A 21,030-nucleotide genomic window follows, 5' to 3' on the forward strand; every position below is an offset into this window, starting at 1 on the left:
TTCGCCTCCCGTGCCCGTGGTCGGCGGTGTCGGACCCCACCTATACGGTGACGCCATGGCTGCCCGTACGAAATCCGCGAAGGACCGGCCGTCCTACCGCTGCACCGAATGCGGCTGGACGACCGCCAAGTGGCTCGGCCGCTGCCCGGAGTGCCAGGCCTGGGGGACGGTCGAGGAATTCGGCGGTGCCCCCGCGATCCGCACCACCGCGGCCGGCCGCGTCTCCACCGCCGCCCTGCCCATCGGCCAGGTCGACAGCCGGCAGGCCACGGCGCGCTCGACCGGTGTCGGAGAGCTGGACCGGGTGCTGGGCGGCGGACTCGTGCCCGGCGCCGTCGTGCTGTTCGCGGGCGAGCCCGGCGTCGGCAAGTCGACGCTCCTGCTGGACGTGGCGGCCAAGGCGGCGACCGAGGACCACCGCACCCTCTACGTCACGGCCGAGGAGTCCGCCAGCCAGGTGCGGATGCGGGCCGACCGGATCAAGGCGATCAACGACCACCTGTATCTGGCCGCGGAGACCGATCTGTCGGCGGTTCTCGGGCATCTGGACGCGGTCAAACCGTCCCTCCTGGTCCTCGACTCCGTACAGACCGTCGCCTCTCCGGAGATCGACGGCGCACCCGGGGGCATGGCGCAGGTCCGCGAAGTCGCGGGAGCGCTCATCCGGGCCTCGAAGGAGCGCGGCATGTCGACGCTCCTGGTCGGCCACGTCACCAAGGACGGTGCCATCGCGGGGCCCCGGCTCCTGGAGCACCTCGTCGACGTGGTGCTGTCCTTCGAGGGCGACCGGCATGCGCGCCTCCGCCTCGTGCGGGGGGTGAAGAACAGGTACGGGGCCACGGACGAGGTCGGCTGCTTCGAGCTGCACGACGAGGGCATCACCGGCCTCGCCGACCCCTCCGGCCTCTTCCTCACCCGGCGCGACGAGCCGGTTCCCGGCACCTGCCTGACGGTCACCCTGGAGGGCAAGCGCCCCCTGGTCGCCGAGGTGCAGGCACTGACGGTCGACTCGCAGATCCCCTCGCCCCGGCGCACCACCTCGGGGCTGGAGACCTCCCGGGTCTCGATGATGCTGGCCGTCCTGGAGCAGCGGGGCCGGATCAGCGCGCTCGGCAAGCGGGACATCTACAGCGCGACGGTGGGCGGCGTGAAGCTCACCGAGCCGGCCGCGGACCTCGCCATCGCCCTGGCGCTGGCCAGTGCGGCGAGCGACACACCCCTCCCGAAGAACCTGGTCGCGATCGGCGAAGTGGGCCTCGCGGGCGAGGTCAGAAGGGTCACCGGGGTGCAGCGCCGGCTTGCGGAGGCGTACCGTCTCGGGTTCAAGCACGCCCTGGTTCCGAGGGACCCGGGGCAGGTCCCCGCCGGTATGAAGGTCACAGAAGTCGCCGACATGGGCGATGCTCTGAGAGTCCTCCCCCGCCGGTCTCGCCCGGACGGACCACAGGAGGACGGCGCACGCCGGTAGACTTTGCCCTGGTCTCGCCCGCCCGTACGAACGGCATGAGGGAATCAGGGCACCGTAAACCTGTGACCGGAGGAGTGCAGTGGCAGCCAACGACCGGGCAGCAACGCCCGGAAAGTCCGGCCAAGGCACGGGTAACGAGTGGCTGATGCGCGCCTCGTTGAGCGCGGTCGCGCCCGGACAGCCCCTCCGTGACGGCCTGGAGCGCATCCTCCGCGGCAACACCGGCGGGCTGATCGTGCTCGGCATGGACAAGACCGTCGAATCCATGTGTACCGGCGGCTTCGTGCTGGACGTGGAATTCACCGCGACGCGGCTGCGCGAGCTGTGCAAGCTGGACGGCGCACTGATCCTCGACAAGGACATGACCAAGATCCTGCGGGCCGGTGTACAGCTGGTCCCGGACGCCTCGATCCACACCGAGGAGACGGGCACCCGTCACCGCACGGCGGACCGGGTCTCCAAGGCGTGCGGATTCCCCGTCGTCTCGGTCTCCCAGTCGATGCATCTGATCGCGCTGTACGTGGACGGGGAGCGGCGGGTCCTGGAGGAGTCCTCCGCCATCCTGTCCCGCGCCAATCAGGCGCTCGCCACCCTGGAGCGGTACAAGCTCCGGCTGGACGAGGTCGCCGGAACGCTCTCCGCGCTGGAGATCGAGGACCTGGTGACCGTCCGCGACGTCACGGCGGTCGCGCAGCGGCTGGAGATGGTGCGCAGGATCGCGACGGAGATCGCCGAGTACGTGGTGGAGCTGGGTACCGACGGCCGGCTTCTGTCGCTCCAGCTCGACGAGTTGATCGCGGGCGTGGAGCCGGAGCGTGAGCTGGTCGTGCGCGACTACGTGCCCGAGCCGACCGCGAAGCGGTCCCGGACGGTCGCGGAGGCACTGACCGAGCTGGACGCCCTCACCCACACCGAACTGCTCGAACTCCCCGTGGTGGCGCGTGCGCTGGGGTACAGCGGCTCGCCGGAGACGCTGGACTCGGCGGTTTCCCCGCGGGGCTTCAGGCTGCTGGCGAAGGTGCCGAGGCTGCCCGGGGCGATCATCGAGCGGCTGGTGGAGCACTTCGGCGGTCTGCAGAAGCTGCTCGCCGCCAGCGTGGACGACCTGCAGACGGTGGACGGGGTCGGGGAGGCGCGGGCGCGGAGCGTGCGCGAGGGCCTCTCGCGGCTGGCGGAGTCGTCGATCCTGGAGCGGTACGTCTAGGTCGTCCCTGACCGGAGCCGGCGGGTGCCGGGGCCGCACGGTGGCCGGACCTGCTGGTTGCCGCTCCCCGTACGCCGATGCACGCCGATGCACGCCCGGCGGTCGTTGCTGTCCGCGCACGCCCGGCGCTCGTCGCTGTCAGCGCACGCCCGTCCCCCGTGACCGGACGGGTCCGGAGCGACCGTCCGCCCGGCCGAGGTGACTTCGGGGCGGAGGCGGCTCCGGTGGTGAGCACCCGCACCCTCGAAAGCGGCCCGGGCGTGGAGCCGGCCGGAGGCTGGAGCATCGCCGGAGCGGAGTCCGGCGCGCAGGGCGCCGGAGCAGGAGCCGACAGCCCCGGGATCAGTCCTTGGCGAGGACGAACGAGGCCCGCTGGACGGGCTCGCCCGGCACCTTCGCTTCCAGCAGGTACGTGCCGGGGGCCGCCTTGCCCGCAGGGGGTGTCGCACATGTGGGCGCGCTCTGCCTGCGGTCCCACTTCACGGTGTGGACGACTGTCGCGCCCGCCGGAACCCGCAGGAAGAAGGCTCCGGTCCGCGGGCAGTCCTTGGACGACCACAGCTGTTCGTCGTCGTCACCGCCCGCCTCGGTGATCGAGAGCACCGCGCTCTTCGGGCCGAAGTCGGCCTTGCAGTCGGCGGACGAGGTGTTCCTGGCGACCAGGCGGAAGACCGGCTTGTCGTCGGGCCCGTAGCTGATCTCCGTCCTGAGGCTCAACTGAAGCGCTGAAGCGGCGCAGTTGGGGAGCGATGAGCCCGCCGGCACCCGCTCAGCCGCTGTCCCGCCGCCGGTCGCGGCTCCGGTGGTCCCAGCAGATCCAGCAGATCCGGCAGATCCGGCAGATCCGGTCCCGGACGACGTGGAGCCGCCCGTCCCCGAGCCGCCCGATCCGGGCTCTCCGCCCGTCCCGGTGCCGCCCGCGCCGCCGGAAGTCCCGTCACCGCCCCCGGTCGCCCCCGACTCGTCGCGTCCGCCCGGCGGTTGGCCGACGTCCGGGCCGGAGCTGGAGGGGCCGGGCGTGATGGAGGGGGCCGGGGCCGAGTCACCGGGCTTGCCGTCGTCGCCCTTCTTCGCCTCGCCGCCACCCGAGGTGACGACCCACGCGATCAGCGCCGCGAGCAGCGCGATCACCATCGCCGCTACTGCCCTCCGACGCCAGTAGATGCTGGAGGGAAGCGGCCCGACCGGATTGCGCATAGATCCCACGGCCAGAACTCTACGAGAGTTCCGGACCAACTCCGGCCCCCACCCGCCGCTCTGATCGACAAGTTTTCCGGATCATCATCACGGAGCGGACGCTCCCGGTAACTTACGGACGCTTTGCGCTGTTTGGTCCTCCCGCTCCCGGCCCGAAGGGACAGAACGGGTGGCGTTATCACCCCGTGAACCCTTCAGCCGGGCCGACACCCCCGCAGCCGTGCCCCTCGTCCCGTCTTCCGTGTCAGGATCGTAGGTGCGATGACTGCCACGACTTCGACACAGACGCCCCCCGCCTCCCTCCACACCCCCGTCATCGGGTGGTTCGAGCAGCACGCCCGCGATCTTCCCTGGCGCCGCCCCGAAGCGGGCGCCTGGGGTGTGATGGTGAGCGAGTTCATGCTGCAGCAGACCCCGGTGAGCCGGGTCCTCCCGGTGTACGAACAATGGCTGGCCCGCTGGCCGCGCCCCGCCGACCTGGCCGCCGACGCGCCCGGTGAAGCGGTCCGCGCCTGGGGCCGGCTCGGCTACCCGCGACGCGCCCTGCGCCTGCACGGGGCCGCCCAGGCGATAGCGGAACGGCACGGTGGCGACGTGCCGAGCGAGCACGGCCAGCTGCTCGCCCTGCCCGGGATCGGCGAGTACACGGCGGCGGCCGTGGCCTCGTTCGCGTACGGACAGCGCCATGCCGTGCTCGACACGAACGTCCGCCGGGTGTTCGCCCGGGCCGCGTCCGGCATCCAGTACCCGCCGAACGCGACCACCGCGGCCGAGCGCAAGCTCGCCCGTGCCCTGCTCCCCGAGGAGGACGAGCGAGCGGCCCGCTGGGCGGCGGCCACGATGGAGCTCGGCGCGCTCGTGTGCACCGCGAAGAACGAGGACTGCACACGCTGCCCGATCGCCGGGCAGTGCGCCTGGCGGCTGGCGGGAAAGCCCGCCCACGAGGGGCCGCCGCGCCGCGGACAGACCTATGCCGGCACCGACCGGCAGGTGCGGGGCCGACTCCTCGCCGTCCTGCGCGAGTCGGTCGCACCGGTGCCGCAGTCCGCGCTGGACGCCGCGTGGGAGGAGCCGGTGCAGCGGGCGCGCGCGCTGGACGGGCTGGTCGCCGACGGCTTGGTGGAACCCCTGGCGAACGGACGGTACCGGCTTCCCCTGACCTGACACCGCACCGGCGGACCGGGCTGTCCAGCGGCTGTTACACAACCGATGGACAGCCGTGCGTCCGCGTACGGCTGCTCCGCACAACCTCGTGACAACCCCCTCGTAGCGTCATCGGCGTCGGCAACGGGACCACCTGCCGGCGGCGGCACCACGGGGATGTACGGGGACGGAGGCGGTTGTTATGGCGCAGGGCGAGGTGCTCGAATTCGAGGACTATGTACGCACCCGGCAGGACGCGCTGCTGCGCAGTGCCCGTCGGCTGGTCCCCGATCCCGTGGACGCGCAGGACCTGCTGCAGACCGCCCTGGCCCGCACCTACGGCCGCTGGGACGGCATCGCCGACAAGTCCCTGGCCGACGCCTACCTCCGACGCGTCATGATCAACACGCGTACGGAGTGGTGGCGGGCCCGCAAGCTCGAAGAGGTCCCCACCGAGCAGCTCCCCGACGCGAGCGTCGACGACGGCACCGAGCAGCGCGCCGACCGCGCCCTGCTCATGGACGTCCTCGGCGTCCTGGCTCCGAAGCAGCGCAGCGTCGTCGTGCTGCGACACTGGGAGCAGATGAGTACCGAGGAGACGGCGGCGGCGCTCGGCATGTCCGCCGGTACGGTGAAGAGCACGCTCCACCGCGCCCTGGCACGCCTGCGCCAGGAGCTGGAGGACCGTGCCGCCCGGAGCCGTGAGGCCGAGGGCGCACCGGCGCGGATACCCGCGCAGCGTGACGGGCGTCATGACGAGCGGGGGCGGGAGCGGTGCGCGGCCTGACGGGCAGCGGTGACGGCACGAGCGGAACGACCGGCCGGGGCGGCACGCTCCGGACCGGTCTGGCGGCGGGGAGTACGGCTCTGGCCGGACTCGCCGCCTTCGGGCTGTTCTGCGCCGGCTGTGCCACCGGCGGTACGGGCACCCGCGACGAGGGCCCCGCGGGCACCCAGCCGGTCGCCCGGGCCACACCGTCGACCACCGTGCCCACCGGGACGGCGAAGCCGGTCACGCGGGTGAACGCGGTACCGCTCATCAAGGCCGACGCCGAGGTGAGCCGGCAGATCAGGAACGACCTGAAGCCCTGCGCGGGCGACGAGTACCCGGTGGACACCTCGTACGGCACGCTCACCGACGGCCCGGCCGCCGACATCGTCGTCAACGTGATGACCTGCGGCGACTCGGTGGGGGTCGGCACCTATGTCTACCGGCAGCGCACGGACGGCTCGTACGAGAACGTCTTCGCCGTCGAGATACCCGCGGTCTACGGAACCATCGACCGCGGCGACCTGGTGGTGACGACCCAGGTGTACGGGTCGAAGGACGCGGTCGCCTACCCCTCCGGCGAGGACGTCATCACCTACCGCTGGGCGACCACCCGGTTCACCGAGACCGACCGGGTGCACAACGACTTCAACCGGGCCCTCGGCAACGGGGAGGGCGACCTTCCCACACCGCCGACGCCGCAGAACTGAGGACCGCCCGCATGGCCGAGACCCATGTCCTCTTCGTCGAGGACGACGACGTCATCCGCGAGGCCACGCAGCTCGCGCTGGAACGCGTCGGTTTCACGGTGACCGCGATGCCCGACGGGCTGCAGGGCCTGGAGGCCTTCCGGGCCGACCGCCCGGACATCGCACTGCTCGACGTGATGGTGCCGGGGCTGGACGGGGTCAGCCTGTGCCGCCGCATCCGGGACGAGTCGACGGTTCCCGTCATCATGCTGTCGGCGCGGGCCGACGCGATCGACGTGGTCCTCGGCCTGGAGGCCGGGGCCGACGACTACGTCACCAAGCCGTTCGACGGAGCGGTGCTGGTCGCCAGGATCCGCGCCGTGCTGCGCCGGTTCGGCCACGCCTCGGGCCCGGGGGCCCGGGGCGGTGAGACGGCCGGGAAGACGGACGGTGTCCTCGTCTTCGGCGACGTGGAGATCGACACCGAAGGCATGGAGGTGCGCCGGGCGGGTTCCCAGGTGGGTCTGACGCCCACCGAGATGCGGCTGCTGCTGGAGTTCTCCTCGGCACCCGGCACGGTGCTCTCCCGGGACAGGCTCCTGGAGCGGGTCTGGGACTACGGCTGGGGCGGTGACACCCGGGTGGTGGACGTCCACGTGCAGCGGCTGCGCACCAAGATCGGGCAGGACCGGATCGAGACGGTCCGCGGCTTCGGCTACAAGCTCCGCGCATGAGGCGGCTCGCACTGCGGACCGGTGTCCGCTGGAAGATCAGCATCGCGATCGCCGCGGTCGGCGCCCTCATCGCCCTGGCACTGAGCCTCGTCGTCCACAACGCCGCACGCGTCTCGATGCTGGAGAACGCCCGCGAGGTGCAGCTGGAACGTCTCCTCTTCGCCCAGCGGCTCTACGAGGCCCCGAACACGCAGAAGTCGTCGCCGAAATTCGGGGCGAAGCTCAACGACCCCACGCTCCCCGCCGGCCTGCGCGCACAGATCCGGGACAACCGGCGGGCCACGCACGTCGACGAGTACGCCGACGGGATCCCGGACGTCTGGGCCGCCGTACCCCTGGCCAACGGGGACGTCCTGTCGCTGCACACCCGCTTCGCCGACCGCAGTGTCGCGATCATGAGCGACCTCGACCGGGCGTTGATCATCGGCTCGGTCTCGGTCGTCTTCGGGGGCTGCGCCCTGGGGGTCCTGATCGGCGGCCAGCTGTCCCGCAGGCTGCGCAAGGCGGCGGCAGCGGCCGGCAAGGTCGCCCAGGGCAACACGGACGTGCGGGTGCGGGAGGCCGTCGGCGGTGTCGTACGGGACGAGACCGACGAACTGGCGCGCGCCGTGGACGCGCTCACGGACGCGCTGAACGAGCGGATCGAGGCGGAGCGACGGGTCACCGCGGACATCGCCCACGAGCTGCGCACTCCCGTGACCGGGCTGCTCACGGCGGCCGAGCTGCTGCCGCCGGGCAGGCCCACGGAGCTCGTGCGGGACCGGGCGCAGGCGATGCGGACGCTGGTCGAGGACGTACTCGAAGTGGCCCGGCTGGACAGTGCATCGGAACGGGCCGAGCTGCAGGAACTGCCGCTCGGCGAGTTCGTCAGCCGGCGGGTCGGGCTGCTGAGACCGGAGATCACGGTGCAGGTGGTGCACGAGTCGTGGGTGTCCACCGATCCGCGCCGCCTGGAACGCATCCTGGGCAATCTGCTGGGGAACGCCGCCAAGCACGGGGCGGGGCCGGTCGAGGTGACGGTGGAGGGCCGGGTGGTCCGGGTCCGCGATCACGGGCCCGGTTTCCCGGAGGCCCTGCTGCGGGACGGGCCGAGCCGGTTCCGTACCGGAAGCACGGACCGGGCCGGGCACGGTCACGGGCTGGGGCTGACGATCGCCGCCGGTCAGGCGCGGGTCCTGGGTGCTCGTCTGACCTTCCGCAACGCCGCGCCTGCCGGGACCGCCGACGGCACGGGCGGTGCGGTCGCCGTGCTGTGGCTCCCGGAGCACGCTCCGACGAACACCGGGAGCTTCCAGGTCCTGAGGCAGGCCGACCGGCCGTCGTGAATGCGGGAACGGGCCCCGGAGGCGATGCGCCTCCGGGGCCCGTTCCCGCACCGCACTCAGACGGACTGCGACTCCTTGGCCGCGAGCGACGGTGCGCCGCCGTCGTCGCCCGAGGGCGTCTCCGGCTTCGCGGCGCCCCGCAGCGGGACCTCCTTGACGAACAGCGCCGCCACCAGGGCCACGACCGCGACCGAACCGCCCACCAGGAAGGCGAGGTGGGTGCCCGAGGCCACGGCGGCCTCGTACGCCTCGCGCACCGCGTCCGGCAGCTTCGCCAGGCTCGCCGCCCCCAGCTGGGCGGACTCCTCGGTGGCTCCCCCGCCGCCGTGCGCCGCCATCTCGTCCTGGACCCGCCCGGTGAAGAGGGCACCCATGATCGCGACGCCGAAGGAGCTGCCGAGCGTGCGGAAGAGGGTGGTCGCCGAGGACGCGACACCCATGTCCTTGAGCTCGACGCTGTTCTGTGCGACGAGCATCGTGACCTGCATCAGGAAGCCCATGCCCGCGCCGAGCACCGCCATGTGGACACCGGAGGTGAAGCGCGTGGTGCCGGTGTCCATGGTGGAGAGCAGGAGCAGACCCGTGACCATCAGGGCGCTGCCGACGATCGGGAACACCTTGTACTTGCCGGTACTCGTGGTGACCCGGCCCGCGATCAGCGAGACGATCATCATCGAGACCAGCATCGGCAGGAGCAGCAGTCCGGAGTTGGTCGCGGAGGCCCCCTGGACCGACTGCTGGAACAGCGGCAGGAAGAGGACGGCCCCGAACATCACGAAACCGGCCATGAACCCGATCACCGACATGAGGGTGAAGTTGCGGTTGCGGAAGATGTGCAGCGGGATGACCGGTTCGGCCGCCTTCGTCTCGACGAAGACGAATCCGACGAGGGAGGCCACCCCGAGGGCGATGAGCTCCATGATCACCGCCGAGCTCCAGGCGTACTCCGTGCCGCCCCAGGTGGTGACCAGCACGATCGCGGTGATGCCCACGGTGAGCAGCGCCGCGCCCAGGTAGTCGACGTCGGCCTTCGTCCGCTCCTTCTTGGGCAGGTGCAGCACGGCGGTCACCATGGCCAGCGCGACGGCGCCCAGGGGCAGGTTGATGTAGAAGCTCCAGCGCCAGCCCAGGTGGTCGGTGATGGTGCCGCCGACCAGCGGGCCGCCGATCATGGCGAGCGCCATCACGCCGGCCATCATCCCCTGGTACCTGCCGCGTTCCCGGGGCGGCACCAGGTCTCCGATGATCGCCATGACGCCGACCATCAGACCGCCGGCGCCGAGGCCCTGGACCGCCCGGAATCCGATCAGCTGGCCCATGTCCTGGGCCATTCCGCTCAGCACCGAACCGACCAGGAAGATCACGATGGACGTGAGGAAGATGCCCTTGCGTCCGTAGAGGTCGCCGAGCTTGCCCCAGATCGGGGTGGAGGCGGCCGTGGCCAGGGTGTAGGCGGTGACCACCCAGGACAGGTGCTCCATACCGCCCAGGTCACCGACGATGGTCGGCATCGCGGTGCCGACGATCAGATTGTCGAGCATGGCCAGCAGCATCGTGATCATCAGGGCGAGGACCACCACCCGGACGCTGCGTGCCTGTGGTTCCGGTTCCCCGGCCGTCGTGGCCTTCTTCAGCTCCGCCATGTCGCGCGCTCCCCTGATCCCCTGCGGTCCGGTCTGCCGCCGGACCCGCACTTACTTGCCGCCCGGCTAGTTGACTACACTGAGGAAAGTAGACCCGTAACTAGCCGGTCGTCAAGTAAGTTCTTGGGAGAGTCGCATGGGCAGCACGCCGCAGCCGCGCCGGGGCAACACCCGCCAGCGCATTCAGGACGTCGCCCTCGACCTCTTCGCCGAACAGGGGTACGAGAAGACCTCGCTCCGCGAGATCGCCGAGCAGCTGCAGGTCACGAAGGCGGCGCTGTACTACCACTTCAAGACCAAGGAAGACATCCTCAACAGCGTCTTCGAGGACCTGAACCGGCCCGTCGAGGAGCTCATCACCTGGGGCAAGGAACAGCCGCGCACCCTGGAGACGAAGATGGAGATCCTGGTCCGCTACAGCAACGCGCTCGACGCCGCCGCGCCGCTCTTCCGCTTCATGCAGGAGAACCAGGCGACCGTGCGCGAGCTGAGCATCGGCCACACCATCAAGCACCGGGTCATCGAGCTGGTCGACCTGATCAAGGAACCCGACGCACCGCTCGCCGACCAGGTGCGCTGCTTCACCGCGCTCTTCGCGATGCACGCGGGGATGCTCGCCCTCAGGGACGCCGAAGGCGACCCCGAGGAGAAGCGCAGGGCTACTCTCGAGGTCGCCGTCGAACTGGTGACCAGGGCACACGACCCGGGTTCCGCCGCTTAGCCGCTGCGGGCGCGGCGCCGCGTCAGATGTGGACGTGCTCCGTCTTCAGGAAGGAGACCGGGTTGATCGCCGAACCGTAGTTCGGGGAGGTCCGGATCTCGAAGTGCAGGTGCGGGCCGCTGGAGTTTCCGGTGTTGCCGGACAGAGCGATCCTCTCGCCGGTCTTCACGCGCTCGCCGACGTTCACTTCAATCTTGGACAGGTGCGCGTACTGCGAGTACTTGCCGTTGGAGTGTTTGATCACGATGGCGTTGCCGTACGCGGGGCCGTCGCCGCCACCGTTCGGGCCGGCCTTGACGACCCGGCCGGAGTGCGCGGCCTCGACCTTGGTGCCGATCGGCACCGCGAAGTCCTGACCGGAGTGCTTGCTGGCCCAGCGGTCGCCGCCGGTGCCGTAGGTCGCGCTCAGCACGTAGTGGTTGACCGGGGTCCCCCACGACTTGGCCTTCTTCTTCGCGGCTGCGGCCTTCTTCTTGGCCGCGGCCTTCTTCTCGGCCTTCTTGTCGGCCGAGGACTTCTTGGCCGCGTCGGCGGCCTTGCTCTGGGCGGTCGCCTGCTGGGCGACGGAGTCGGCGGTGGCCGCGCCGGCGAGGGCCGCGGTGCCCGCGGTGCCCGTCGTGCCGGACGCGAACGCCGCGCCCGCACCGAACACCATCGACGCACCCAGGCCGGCGGCCACGACGGCGCCACTGACGCGGGACATGGACGGGCGGCGGGAGTGCTGGAACGTAACGCGCTTCGACATGCGGGGTGAACCTCCGGGGTGACTGGACCCAGTGCTCGGACCGGGCTTGCTCCACCTTGGTAACCCGCACCCCGGGCAACACTCAAACCCCCCATCTACGATGAAAAGCCGTAGATGACCCTTCGGGAATCAACGACCGACCCACCTGCCGAGGCGCCCCCGAAACCCGCACCGACCACATGCGCGGAACAGGTTTAGCCCCAGCACGAAAGCCCCCTTAACGGACACAGGGCGGCGATACGGGCGTATCGCCCCTCCGTGCCGAAGGTCCCGCGCCGCTCAGGGACCTAGGACCCTTGAGCGATCAAGGACTTTTCTCCTACCTCGCGTAGTAGGCCCCTGAAGGGCTGTGCGCCTTGTCACCGCCGGTGGGACCAAAGACCTCCCGTTTCGGGACCTCCCGCGCGGGGCAGAATGCGGCGCTTCGCCGTACGACGAGACGCCCGGAAGCCTGCCGGAACACCCTTGAACGCGCCGGAAAACCGCCTGAACACGCCGGACGGCACGGTGTCGGACGGCCGCACCGCGTCGCGGACCGTCCCCGAGGAGTAGGGCCGTACACAGCGGGGATGCCCCCGGGCGCAGAGGGCGCGGGTACGGGGGCGCGCAGGTAGTCGGCGCCCAGGCACTCCGGGCGCGCGGGCACGGCCCCGCGCCGGCGCGAGGCGGGAAGCAGCCGCCCGTGGGCGGGGAAGGGGCCGGCGATCCAGGCCGGTCGAGCACCATCTGGCGGGCGGAGAACGGTCCGCCCGAGCGGGCACCCGTCGGACGGCACGGGAAGCGGCACCGGCCCACTCCAGTGGCAAGCACCTCGCCCGCCCGACCGGGCTACCCCTCACCCACCCGCTCCGAGAGCGGGCTCAGCATCACATCGAACGGCCCCCGCACGGCCCGGGAAGCAGCATCCGCTCATCCCGCCGGAGGCCCCGGCCCACACCGTCCGGAAAGACCCCCACGGCACGGAACGCGGACCAGCCACACCGATCCGCGATCCGGGCAACCACGCCCACCGCGCGTAGAGCGGACGCGGCACCGTGCCCCACACCGGACCAACGCCCCCGCACCACAGCGGGCGGCCCCACCCCGGCTGCCCCGGGCAAGGCACCCCACCCCGCACAGCGGGCTGCGCACCGGAACACCCGAGCCGTCGCGGACCGGCAGGCCCCCCGCACCGCAGGGACGGGCCGCCGCTCCCGGCGGGACTCCGAAGGCTCTCCGGTACCGCGTGCGAAAGGGCCCCTTCACGACGCCCGCGGACGCGGCCGAAGCCGGGCCGGGCCGGACAACGGCCCGGCCCCAGCACGCGAAGAGAGGGCGCGTCCCGGCCCCGGGCGTACCCCTCGGCGCACGCGAAAATGGGGCTGCCCCGGACCGTTGACCGGTCCGGGGCAGCCCCACACGCTCAGGCGCTACGCGCCCTACGCTTCCTTCGTCAGGTTCGGGCCGGCGCCGCCTGCCGCCTGCTCGACCGGCGGGACGTCGGGCAGTGCCGACTTCTCCTCGCCGCGGAACGAGAACTTCTTCTCGTCCCCCTCACCCTCGGTGTCCACGACCACGATGTGACCGGGGCGCAGCTCACCGAAGAGGATCTTCTCGGAGAGGATGTCCTCGATCTCGCGCTGGATCGTCCGGCGCAGCGGCCGGGCACCCATCACGGGGTCGTACCCCTTCTTCGCCAGGAGCGACTTGGCGTTGGAGCTGAGCTCCAGGCCCATGTCACGGTCCTTGAGGCGCTCATCCACCTTGTCGACCATCAGGTCGACGATCTGGATGATGTCTTCCTCGGTGAGCTGGTGGAAGACGACCGTGTCGTCGACACGGTTGAGGAACTCGGGCCGGAAGTGCTGCTTGAGCTCTTCGTTGACCTTGACCTTCATCCGCTCATAGTTCGTCTTGACGTCGCCCTGGGCGGCGAAGCCCAGGTTGAAGCCCTTGGAGATGTCCCGGGTCCCGAGGTTGGTCGTCATGATGATGACCGTGTTCTTGAAGTCCACGACCCGGCCCTGGGAGTCGGTCAGGCGACCGTCTTCCAGAATCTGGAGCAGGGAATTGAAGATATCGGGGTGGGCCTTCTCGACCTCGTCGAAGAGAACCACGGAGAACGGCTTGCGGCGCACCTTCTCGGTGAGCTGGCCGCCCTCTTCGTAGCCCACGTAACCGGGGGGCGAACCGAAGAGACGGGAAACCGTGTGCTTCTCGCTGAACTCCGACATGTCGAGGGAGATCAGCGCGTCCTCGTCGCCGAAGAGGAATTCGGCGAGCGTCTTGGACAGCTCCGTCTTACCGACACCGGACGGGCCGGCGAAGATGAACGAGCCGCCGGGGCGCTTCGGGTCCTTCAGACCGGCTCGCGTGCGACGGATCGCCTGCGAGAGGGCCTTGATGGCGTCCTTCTGGCCGATGACGCGCTTGTGGAGCTCGTCCTCCATGCGCAGGAGACGCGAGGACTCCTCCTCGGTCAGCTTGAAGACCGGGATGCCCGTGGAGGCTGCCAGGACTTCGGCGATGAGCTCGCCGTCGACCTCGGCGACGACGTCCATGTCGCCGGCCTTCCACTCCTTCTCGCGCTTGGCCTTCGCCGCCAGCAGCTGCTTCTCCTTGTCGCGGAGCGAAGCTGCCTTCTCGAAGTCCTGGGAGTCGATCGCCGACTCCTTGTCGCGGCGGACGCCCGCGATCTTCTCGTCGAACTCGCGGAGGTCCGGCGGCGCGGTCATCCGGCGGATGCGCATCCGGGAGCCGGCTTCGTCGATCAGGTCGATCGCCTTGTCCGGCAGGAAGCGGTCCGAGATGTAGCGGTCGGCCAGGGTCGCGGCCTGGACCAGCGCCTCGTCCGTGATGGAGACCCTGTGGTGGGCCTCGTAACGGTCGCGCAGACCCTTGAGGATCTCGATGGTGTGCGGCAGCGTCGGCTCCGCGACCTGGATGGGCTGGAAGCGGCGCTCGAGCGCGGCGTCCTTCTCCAGGTGCTTGCGGTACTCGTCGAGCGTCGTGGCACCGATGGTCTGGAGCTCGCCTCGCGCCAGCATGGGCTTGAGGATGCTCGCCGCGTCGATCGCGCCCTCGGCGGCGCCCGCACCCACCAGGGTGTGGAGCTCGTCGATGAACAGGATGATGTCGCCGCGGGTGCGGATCTCCTTGAGGACCTTCTTCAGGCGCTCCTCGAAATCACCGCGGTACCGGGAACCGGCGACCAGCGCACCGAGGTCGAGGGTGTAGAGGTGCTTGTCCTTGAGGGTCTCGGGCACCTCGCCCTTGACGATGGCCTGGGCCAGGCCCTCGACGACCGCCGTCTTGCCGACGCCGGGCTCGCCGATGAGGACCGGGTTGTTCTTCGTACGGCGGGACAGCACCTGCATGACCCGCTCGATCTCCTTCTCGCGCCCGATGACCGGGTCGAGCTTGGACTCACGAGCGGCCTGGGTGAGATTCCGGCCGAACTGGTCGAGCACCAGGGACGTGGAGGGCGTGCCCTCCGCGGGGCCGCCGGCGGTGGCCGCCTCCTTGCCTCCCGAGTACCCGGAGAGCAGCTGGATGACCTGCTGCCGCACCCGGTTCAGGTCGGCGCCCAGCTTCACGAGGACCTGGGCGGCGACGCCCTCGCCCTCGCGGATGAGGCCGAGCAGGATGTGCTCCGTGCCGATGTAGTTGTGGCCGAGCTGAAGGGCCTCGCGGAGCGACAGCTCCAGGACCTTCTTCGCCCGGGGAGTGAAGGGGATGTGCCCGGACGGGGCCTGCTGGCCCTGACCGATGATCTCCTCCACCTGCTGGCGGACCGCCTCGAGCGAAATCCCGAGGCTCTCCAGGGCCTTAGCGGCGACACCCTCACCCTCGTGGATCAGGCCCAGGAGGATGTGCTCGGTGCCGATGTAGTTGTGGTTGAGCATCCGGGCTTCTTCCTGAGCCAGGACGACAACCCGCCGCGCGCGGTCGGTGAACCTCTCGAACATCGTTAATCGCTCCTCAGAGCGGTCAGGCAGTAAGGGGTCGGTCCCCTCCCTGTCCTTCCGCAGCTTAGTCCCGCAGGCGGGGACCGCTCATTTCAACTGCCGACACCCGCGAAGGCCTCCTGCCCCGAACGCCGACAACTGCTCCAACCCGATGGTGCGAGACGATGTTCCCGCAGGCCAGGCAGATAGCCCTTTCGCCAGTACGCCGATGGCGAACGTGAGACGTTTTTGCCCGCGTGTCGCCCCTTCCCACTAGGGATGTCTTACCCGCACTCACTGACAGTCCATGCGGCGCACCCCCGTTTCCTCCGCTACGGGCGAACAACTTCGTGCTGTCCAGTACCTCCGCGCGCCCCCGGAATGGACACACTGGGCCATCGATCGACGACGGAGCGTAACCCCGGGCCCGGTCCGGCGGTTCATCGGTCATGGTTCCCCTCGTCCCGCCTCCCCGTACGGCTCCGGAATCCGACGACCGGGCGCAGTGGTACGTCCGCGTGCTCGGCTGGGCCACGGCGGGGGGCTCTCCCGTACGACTGCTGACGGGGCTGCGCTTCGACGTGCTGGAGCTGCCCGCGGCGGCGGGTCATGCCGTGCTGCGCCGGGTCGGACGCACCGGCCCCGTGGCACTGACGGGGCAGCGGATGCGGCTGCTGGTGGCCGCGGGAAGCGCCGACGAGCTGCCGGGGCTGCTCGACTGGCTGGAGTGGGGCGGGATCGCACTCGACCTGAACGCGATCGGGGTGGGCGGGCACATCGCGGCCCCGGTACCGCCCGGCGGGACGGAAAGGACACCGGGGGCCGCACTCTGGCTGCGGCCCCCCGAACCTCACCAGGAGGTGGAGCGTCTGCTCCCGGCCCTGGCCGGCCTCGGGAGCAGGGGTGGGGGTGCTCCCGATCTCGTACGACTCGTGGACGCGGCGGCGACGGAATGCCACCGGGCCCGACTGACGCATGCCCGGACGCACCTGTCGGCCGATCGGCCGACAGATCAGCCGTTGGCCTTCTCGTAAGCCTCACGGATCTCGGCCGGAACGCGGCCGCGGTCATTCACATTGTGGCCGTTCTCGCGCGCCCACTTACGGATCTCCGCAGTGTCCTTGTTGCCACCGGCGACGGCGCGGCCCTTGCCACGACCGGTCGCGGCGCGGCCACCGGTGCGGCGGCCGCTCTTGGCGTACGGCTCAAGAAGACTACGGAGCTTGTCCGCGTTCGTCGTCGTGAGGTCGATCTCGTAGGTCTTGCCATCAAGAGCGAACGTCACTGTCTCGTCCGCCTCGCCACCGTCGAGGTCGTCAACAAGAAGGACCTGAACCTTCTGCGCCACCGGATTTCCTTTCATCGAAAATGCAGTACGCGGAAAGGAAACCGCTTTTCCGGGGAAAACACAAACCCCTGGGAGAGCCCGAGGAGTGCAAGAACGCGGGAAACATGCGCGATTCGGACATAGGGATCGGGCTTCTTCCCCGTTCACAGGTGCAGAAGCATCCGGCTGTTGCCCAAGGTGTTCGGCTTCACTCGTTCGAGACCGAGGAACTCGGCAACACCCTCGTCATAGGAACGCAGCAGCTCGCTGTAGACATCTCCGTCGACGGGCGTCTCCCCGATCTCGGTGAACCCGTGCTTCGCGAAGAAGTCCACTTCGAAGGTGAGACAGAAAACCCGGCGGACGCCGAGCCAGCGTGCGGTCTGCAAGAGCTTGTCCAGTACTTGGTGCCCCACTCCTGCGCCCTTGATGCTGTGATCGACGGCGAGAGTACGCACTTCGGCAAGGTCTTCCCACATCACATGGAGTGCGCCGCAGCCGATGACCCGGGCGTCCTCGTCGCGTTCGGCGACCCAGAACTCCTGGATGTCCTCGTAAAGCGTCACTGTTGCTTTGTCGAGCAGGATGCCTTCGGAGACGTACCCGTCAAGGAGAGCACGGACGGACGCCACATCACTCGTCCTGGCCCGTCGGACGGTGATGGCCTGCTTTTTTACCGACGGGTCGGTATGAAAATCCGTGTGCGGCTCGGTTTGCGGCTCGGTTTGCGGCAGCTCTGAGGACATGACCCGACGCTATCGCCCGGTCTCCGGCGGCGCTTCATCGGCCGGGGCGCGGTCACCGGACGGCTCGGGGAAGGTGGGCGCGACGATGCGCACCGCATCCTGCAGGGCTTCGCGCTGCTCGGGGGACATCATGCCGAAGAAGGCGACCAGAGCGGCCGCCGGGTTGTCGCTGCGCGACCAGGCCTCGTTCATCAGTGCGGCCGAGTAGGCGGCCCGGGTGGAGACCGCCGTATATCGATAGGCCCGGCCGTCCACTTCTCGCCGCACCCAGCCCTTCTGATGGAGATTGTCCATAACCGTCATGACGGTCGTGTATGCGATGGACCGCTCCTGCTGAAGGTCTTCGAGAACTTCGCGCACGGTGACCGGACGGTTCCATTGCCAGACGCGAGACATCACGGCGTCTTCCAGCTCTCCCAATTGGCGCGGCACAGCGTCACCTCAGTGCTAGATGTCTGGAATGGGGCATTTATGGGATACGAAAAGGGCGCACAGCTCGTGAGGAGCCGTGCGCCCTTCGTACGCGGGTCCGGTCAGACGCTGTCGGGCCGCGGGGCCTGCCGTGTCGATTCGGCGCGGGCGATCGCCGCGTCCACGGCGGCGTCCTCCTTGGCCTTGTTCGGGCCACCCTGGCTCTTGATGATCGTCACGACGAGACCGATGAAGAAGACGGCCATCACCACGGGGGGCACGAGCGCGGATACGTAGTCCATGCCGCCAGGATATCGAGCCCGGCATTCCTTTCCCCGCCGGGCACCCCGTGGGGCGCGCCGTGCCCTTCCGTCACGCCACCCTCAGGACGCGGCGCGTTCCTCAGGACGCGGCGCGTTCCTCAGGAGGGGGCGCGGGACGGCGGCGGGGCGGGAAGACCTCGGAGGGTTTGGGCATCGGACGCTCACCCGGGGCCGCCGGACGGGACGGCGGTGCGGGCCGGGACGGGGCCGCGGGGCGCTCGGGCTCCTTGGCCGCGACCAGACCGCCCGGCAGGGCCAGCAGCCGGGTGCGCTGTGCGGGTGCGGTGACGGAGACCGCGCGGCCGGCGAGGCGGGCCCGCACCGAACGCTCCGCCAGCACCTGGCAGCGCTCCAGGAGGGCCGCGGCCACCGGTCCGGCGCGCAGGGCCCGCAGGGCGGCGAGGTCGTCGGGGCGAGGGTCGTAGCCGGCGGCGAGGGCGTCCTGGAGGAGCTCCAGGTAGCCGGTGAGCGAACCGGGGAGCGCATCGCGGTAGCGGGCGAGATCGGCGAGGAGGAACGCGCGCAGCCGGCCGGCCTCGCTCACCGCCTCGTCCACCGCACCCGCGAGCCGCAGGCAGTCCTGGACGTCATCTTCCGGCAGGGGCGTGGGGTGGAGGGCGTTGGCGAGGGCACGTCGGAGCACCCGAAGCTCGTCCGCACCGAACGCCATGCCGCCTCGTGATCCGTAGGGCGTGGGCATGACGCGACAATACGTGCTAAATGGACAAAATCCGCTTAACTGGCCGCTCGGCGGCGCGCCGTTCCCCGCCGCGCCGCCGAGCCGTTCCCGCAGGTGACCGCGGGCGCGCCCTACATCCGGGCGATGTTGCGCTCGTAGACGAGACGCAGGCCGATGAGCGTCAGCCAGGGCTCGTGTTCGTCGATGACGGAGGACTCGCCCAACACCATCGGAGCAAGGCCGCCGGTCGCGATCACGGTGACCTCGTCGGGGTCGGCCGCCAGCTCCTTCTTCATGCGCTCGACCACACCGTCGATCTGGCCCGCGAAGCCGTAGACGATGCCGGACTGCATGGCCTCGACGGTGTTCTTGCCGATCACACTGCGCGGTCGGGCCAGCTCGATCTTGCGGAGCTGGGCGCCCTTCACCCCGAGCGCCTCCACCGAGATCTCTATGCCGGGCGCGATCACCCCGCCCGTGTACTCGCCGCGGGCGGAGACCGCGTCGAAGGTGGTGGCCGTGCCGAGGTCGACGACGATCGCCGGGCCGCCGTAGAGCTCGACGGCGGCGACCGCGTTGATGATGCGGTCCGCTCCGACCTCCTTCGGGTTGTCGGTCAGGACCGGCACCCCCGTCTTGACGCCCGGCTCCACCAGGATGGCGGGCACGTCGCCGTAGTAGCGGCGGGTGACCTCGCGGAGCTCGTGCAGCACGGCGGGGACGGTCGAGCAGATCGCGATGCCCTCGATGCCGTCGCCGAGCTCGACGCCGAGCAGCGGGTGCATGCCCATCAGGCCCTGCAGCAGCACGGCGAGCTCGTCGGCGGTGCGGCGGGCGTCGGTGGAGATGCGCCAGTGCTCGACGATCTCCTCGCCGTCGAACAGGCCGAGGACCGTGTGCGAGTTGCCGACGTCGATGGTGAGCAGCATCAGGCGCCGGTCCCGTCGGCCGGCACCCCGGCGTCGCGGAAGTCCAGGCCGATGTCGAGGATCGGCGAGGAGTGCGTGAGCGCGCCGACGGCCAGGTAGTCGACCCCGGCCTCCGCGTAGGCGCGGGCCGAGTCGAGGGTCAGCCGTCCCGAGGACTCCAGCACCGCACGGCCGCCGACGAGGGCGACTGCCTCCTCGGTCCCGGAGGGGGTGAAGTTGTCCAGCAGGATCAGGTCGGCACCGGCGTCGAGCACCTCGCGGACCTGCTCCAGGGTGTCGGCCTCGACCTCGATCGGGAGCTCCGGGTAGGCCTGCCTGACGCGCCTGAACGCCTCACCGATGCCGCCCGCCGCGATCACGTGGTTGTCCTTGACGAGCGCCGCGTCCACGAGCGACATGCGGTGGTTGACGCCGCCGCCGCAGCGCACCGCGTACTTCTCCAGGGCGCGCAGCCCGGGGGTCGTCTTGCGAGTGTCGCGGACCTTGGTCTTCGTGCCGTCGAGGACGTCCGCCCAGGCCCGCGTCGCGGTCGCGATCCCGGAGAGCCGGCAGAGCAGGTTGAGTGCGCTGCGCTCCCCGGTGAGCAGGTCACGGGTGCGGGTGGTGACGGTGAGCAGCTTCTGGCCGGGCACGACACGGTCGCCGTCCTCGACATGGCGCTCGACCTCGAACTCGTCCGTACAGACGATCGACAGGACGGCCTCGGCCACGCGCAGACCCGCGACGACGCCCGCCTCGCGGGCGGTGAAGTCACCGGTCGCCACGTCCTCCTCCGGGACGGTCGCCACGGTGGTGACGTCCACCCCGCCGTCGAGGTCCTCCTCGATCGCCACGTGGGCGATGTCCTCGACCTGGACGGGGTCCAGACCGGCCTCGGCCAGCAGCTGGGCCAGCGCGGGGTCCAGGCCGCACTCCAGGCCGTCCGGGTCGTAGCCGTCCCCGCAGCCGCAGTCGTCGCCGCAGCCGCCCCCGGACGCGGCGGGCACGCCGATCTGGATCAGCGGTACGTCCACGGGTGTGGGACGCGGATTCTCTTCGGGCGTGCTCACGG

The 21,030-nt window shown here is 70.4% G+C and carries 20 protein-coding genes; 9 read left to right on the plus strand and 11 right to left on the minus strand.

The features are described 5' to 3' along the window. Positions 1-55 precede the first annotated feature (55 nt). A complete protein-coding gene (radA, locus tag OG927_RS14585) occupies positions 56-1,468 on the plus strand; it encodes a DNA repair protein RadA (protein WP_056793543.1) in 1,413 nt (470 codons plus the stop codon). Positions 1,469-1,547: 79 nt separating this feature from the next. Then, positions 1,548-2,672: a DNA integrity scanning diadenylate cyclase DisA gene (disA, locus tag OG927_RS14590; RefSeq protein ID WP_056793542.1), complete on the plus strand. Its 1,125-nt coding sequence runs from the start codon at positions 1,548-1,550 to the stop codon at positions 2,670-2,672. Positions 2,673-3,014: 342 nt separating this feature from the next. Here disA and OG927_RS14595 read toward each other — a convergent pair whose 3' ends face one another. Further along, the gene (locus tag OG927_RS14595) at positions 3,015-3,878 is read right to left on the minus strand and encodes a hypothetical protein (protein ID WP_330320281.1); all 864 of its coding nucleotides are present in this window, start codon (positions 3,876-3,878) and stop codon (positions 3,015-3,017) included. Positions 3,879-4,130: 252 nt separating this feature from the next. Here OG927_RS14595 and OG927_RS14600 point away from each other — a divergent pair, with 252 nt between their 5' ends. The 5 genes from OG927_RS14600 to cseC all read left to right on the plus strand — a co-directional run bounded on the left by OG927_RS14600 (position 4,131) and on the right by cseC (position 8,529). Beyond that, on the plus strand, positions 4,131-5,033 hold the full coding sequence (locus OG927_RS14600; RefSeq protein WP_056793540.1) for an HhH-GPD family protein: 903 nt from the start codon (positions 4,131-4,133) through the stop codon (positions 5,031-5,033). Positions 5,034-5,214: 181 nt separating this feature from the next. Then, positions 5,215-5,799, plus strand: a complete 585-nt coding sequence (locus tag OG927_RS14605) for a SigE family RNA polymerase sigma factor (protein ID WP_056793539.1) — start codon at positions 5,215-5,217, stop codon at positions 5,797-5,799. Further along, the gene (locus OG927_RS14610) at positions 5,787-6,491 is read left to right on the plus strand and encodes a hypothetical protein (RefSeq protein ID WP_056793538.1); all 705 of its coding nucleotides are present in this window, start codon (positions 5,787-5,789) and stop codon (positions 6,489-6,491) included. Before OG927_RS14605 ends, OG927_RS14610 begins: the two co-directional genes overlap by 13 nt. Before the next feature lie 11 nt (positions 6,492-6,502). Further along, positions 6,503-7,204, plus strand: coding sequence for a two-component system response regulator CseB (cseB, locus tag OG927_RS14615; RefSeq protein ID WP_056793537.1), 702 nt, complete (start codon positions 6,503-6,505; stop codon positions 7,202-7,204). Beyond that, a complete protein-coding gene (gene cseC / locus OG927_RS14620) occupies positions 7,201-8,529 on the plus strand; it encodes a two-component system sensor histidine kinase CseC (RefSeq protein WP_056793536.1) in 1,329 nt (442 codons plus the stop codon). The genes cseB and cseC overlap by 4 nt, the downstream gene beginning before the upstream one ends. Before the next feature lie 56 nt (positions 8,530-8,585). Here the strand turns inward: cseC and OG927_RS14625 are convergent, their stop codons facing one another. Continuing rightward, complete coding sequence (locus OG927_RS14625) at positions 8,586-10,172, minus strand: MDR family MFS transporter (RefSeq protein WP_056793535.1); 1,587 nt, start codon at positions 10,170-10,172, stop codon at positions 8,586-8,588. A gap of 136 nt (positions 10,173-10,308) precedes the next feature. On the opposite strand from OG927_RS14625, the gene OG927_RS14630 reads away from it, so the two are divergent. Then, the gene (locus OG927_RS14630; protein ID WP_056793533.1) at positions 10,309-10,893 is read left to right on the plus strand and encodes a TetR/AcrR family transcriptional regulator; all 585 of its coding nucleotides are present in this window, start codon (positions 10,309-10,311) and stop codon (positions 10,891-10,893) included. A 22-nt stretch (positions 10,894-10,915) separates the two neighbouring features. Here OG927_RS14630 and OG927_RS14635 read toward each other — a convergent pair whose 3' ends face one another. Together OG927_RS14635 and OG927_RS14640 are read right to left on the minus strand one after the other, a co-directional pair. Continuing rightward, complete coding sequence (locus OG927_RS14635) at positions 10,916-11,638, minus strand: M23 family metallopeptidase (protein WP_056793530.1); 723 nt, start codon at positions 11,636-11,638, stop codon at positions 10,916-10,918. Positions 11,639-13,056: 1,418 nt separating this feature from the next. Next, positions 13,057-15,585 (minus strand): ATP-dependent Clp protease ATP-binding subunit, encoded by a 2,529-nt coding sequence (locus OG927_RS14640; protein WP_056793528.1) that lies wholly within the window; start codon positions 15,583-15,585, stop codon positions 13,057-13,059. A gap of 428 nt (positions 15,586-16,013) precedes the next feature. Here OG927_RS14640 and OG927_RS14645 point away from each other — a divergent pair, with 428 nt between their 5' ends. After that, positions 16,014-16,598 carry an SCO3374 family protein gene (locus OG927_RS14645; RefSeq protein WP_319100650.1) on the plus strand — a complete coding sequence of 195 codons (585 nt, stop codon included), beginning with the start codon at positions 16,014-16,016 and terminating at the stop codon, positions 16,596-16,598. Here OG927_RS14645 and OG927_RS14650 read toward each other — a convergent pair. The 7 genes from OG927_RS14650 to nadC all read right to left on the minus strand — a co-directional run bounded on the left by OG927_RS14650 (position 16,577) and on the right by nadC (position 21,028). Further along, a complete protein-coding gene (locus tag OG927_RS14650) occupies positions 16,577-16,912 on the minus strand; it encodes a histone-like nucleoid-structuring protein Lsr2 (RefSeq protein WP_056793525.1) in 336 nt (111 codons plus the stop codon). The two genes, OG927_RS14645 and OG927_RS14650, sit on opposite strands and share 22 nt — an antisense overlap. A gap of 143 nt (positions 16,913-17,055) precedes the next feature. Then, positions 17,056-17,637 carry an amino-acid N-acetyltransferase gene (locus tag OG927_RS14655; protein WP_245376770.1) on the minus strand — a complete coding sequence of 194 codons (582 nt, stop codon included), beginning with the start codon at positions 17,635-17,637 and terminating at the stop codon, positions 17,056-17,058. Between the two features lie 9 nt (positions 17,638-17,646). Next, positions 17,647-18,069, minus strand: a complete 423-nt coding sequence (locus OG927_RS14660) for a BlaI/MecI/CopY family transcriptional regulator (RefSeq protein WP_330320282.1) — start codon at positions 18,067-18,069, stop codon at positions 17,647-17,649. Positions 18,070-18,170: 101 nt separating this feature from the next. Further along, a complete protein-coding gene (locus tag OG927_RS14665) occupies positions 18,171-18,350 on the minus strand; it encodes a hypothetical protein (RefSeq protein ID WP_056793521.1) in 180 nt (59 codons plus the stop codon). A 100-nt stretch (positions 18,351-18,450) separates the two neighbouring features. Then, positions 18,451-19,041 (minus strand): hypothetical protein, encoded by a 591-nt coding sequence (locus tag OG927_RS14670; protein WP_319100674.1) that lies wholly within the window; start codon positions 19,039-19,041, stop codon positions 18,451-18,453. 140 nt (positions 19,042-19,181) lie between these two features. After that, positions 19,182-19,979: a type III pantothenate kinase gene (locus OG927_RS14675; protein ID WP_056793518.1), complete on the minus strand. Its 798-nt coding sequence runs from the start codon at positions 19,977-19,979 to the stop codon at positions 19,182-19,184. After that, positions 19,979-21,028 (minus strand): carboxylating nicotinate-nucleotide diphosphorylase, encoded by a 1,050-nt coding sequence (nadC, locus tag OG927_RS14680; RefSeq protein WP_330320283.1) that lies wholly within the window; start codon positions 21,026-21,028, stop codon positions 19,979-19,981. The genes OG927_RS14675 and nadC overlap by 1 nt, the downstream gene beginning before the upstream one ends. Positions 21,029-21,030: the final 2 nt, after the last annotated feature.

The sequence above is a fragment of the Streptomyces clavifer genome, assembly GCF_036345975.1.
In the GTDB taxonomy this organism is placed as follows: domain Bacteria; phylum Actinomycetota; class Actinomycetes; order Streptomycetales; family Streptomycetaceae; genus Streptomyces; species Streptomyces clavifer.

Coding starts and splice junctions, on each gene's coding strand:
- radA (WP_056793543.1), top strand. CDS start 56: ATGGCTGCCCGTACGAAATCCGCGAAGGACCGGCCGTCCTACCGCTGC.
- OG927_RS14600 (WP_056793540.1), top strand. CDS start 4,131: ATGACTGCCACGACTTCGACACAGACGCCCCCCGCCTCCCTCCACACC.
- OG927_RS14605 (WP_056793539.1), top strand. CDS start 5,215: ATGGCGCAGGGCGAGGTGCTCGAATTCGAGGACTATGTACGCACCCGG.
- cseB (WP_056793537.1), top strand. CDS start 6,503: ATGGCCGAGACCCATGTCCTCTTCGTCGAGGACGACGACGTCATCCGC.
- cseC (WP_056793536.1), top strand. CDS start 7,201: ATGAGGCGGCTCGCACTGCGGACCGGTGTCCGCTGGAAGATCAGCATC.
- OG927_RS14625 (WP_056793535.1), bottom strand. CDS start 10,172: ATGGCGGAGCTGAAGAAGGCCACGACGGCCGGGGAACCGGAACCACAG.
- OG927_RS14630 (WP_056793533.1), top strand. CDS start 10,309: ATGGGCAGCACGCCGCAGCCGCGCCGGGGCAACACCCGCCAGCGCATT.
- OG927_RS14635 (WP_056793530.1), bottom strand. CDS start 11,638: ATGTCGAAGCGCGTTACGTTCCAGCACTCCCGCCGCCCGTCCATGTCC.
- OG927_RS14640 (WP_056793528.1), bottom strand. CDS start 15,585: ATGTTCGAGAGGTTCACCGACCGCGCGCGGCGGGTTGTCGTCCTGGCT.
- OG927_RS14645 (WP_319100650.1), top strand. CDS start 16,014: ATGGTTCCCCTCGTCCCGCCTCCCCGTACGGCTCCGGAATCCGACGAC.
- OG927_RS14655 (WP_245376770.1), bottom strand. CDS start 17,637: ATGTCCTCAGAGCTGCCGCAAACCGAGCCGCAAACCGAGCCGCACACG.
- OG927_RS14665 (WP_056793521.1), bottom strand. CDS start 18,350: ATGGACTACGTATCCGCGCTCGTGCCCCCCGTGGTGATGGCCGTCTTC.
- OG927_RS14670 (WP_319100674.1), bottom strand. CDS start 19,041: ATGGCGTTCGGTGCGGACGAGCTTCGGGTGCTCCGACGTGCCCTCGCC.
- OG927_RS14675 (WP_056793518.1), bottom strand. CDS start 19,979: ATGCTGCTCACCATCGACGTCGGCAACTCGCACACGGTCCTCGGCCTG.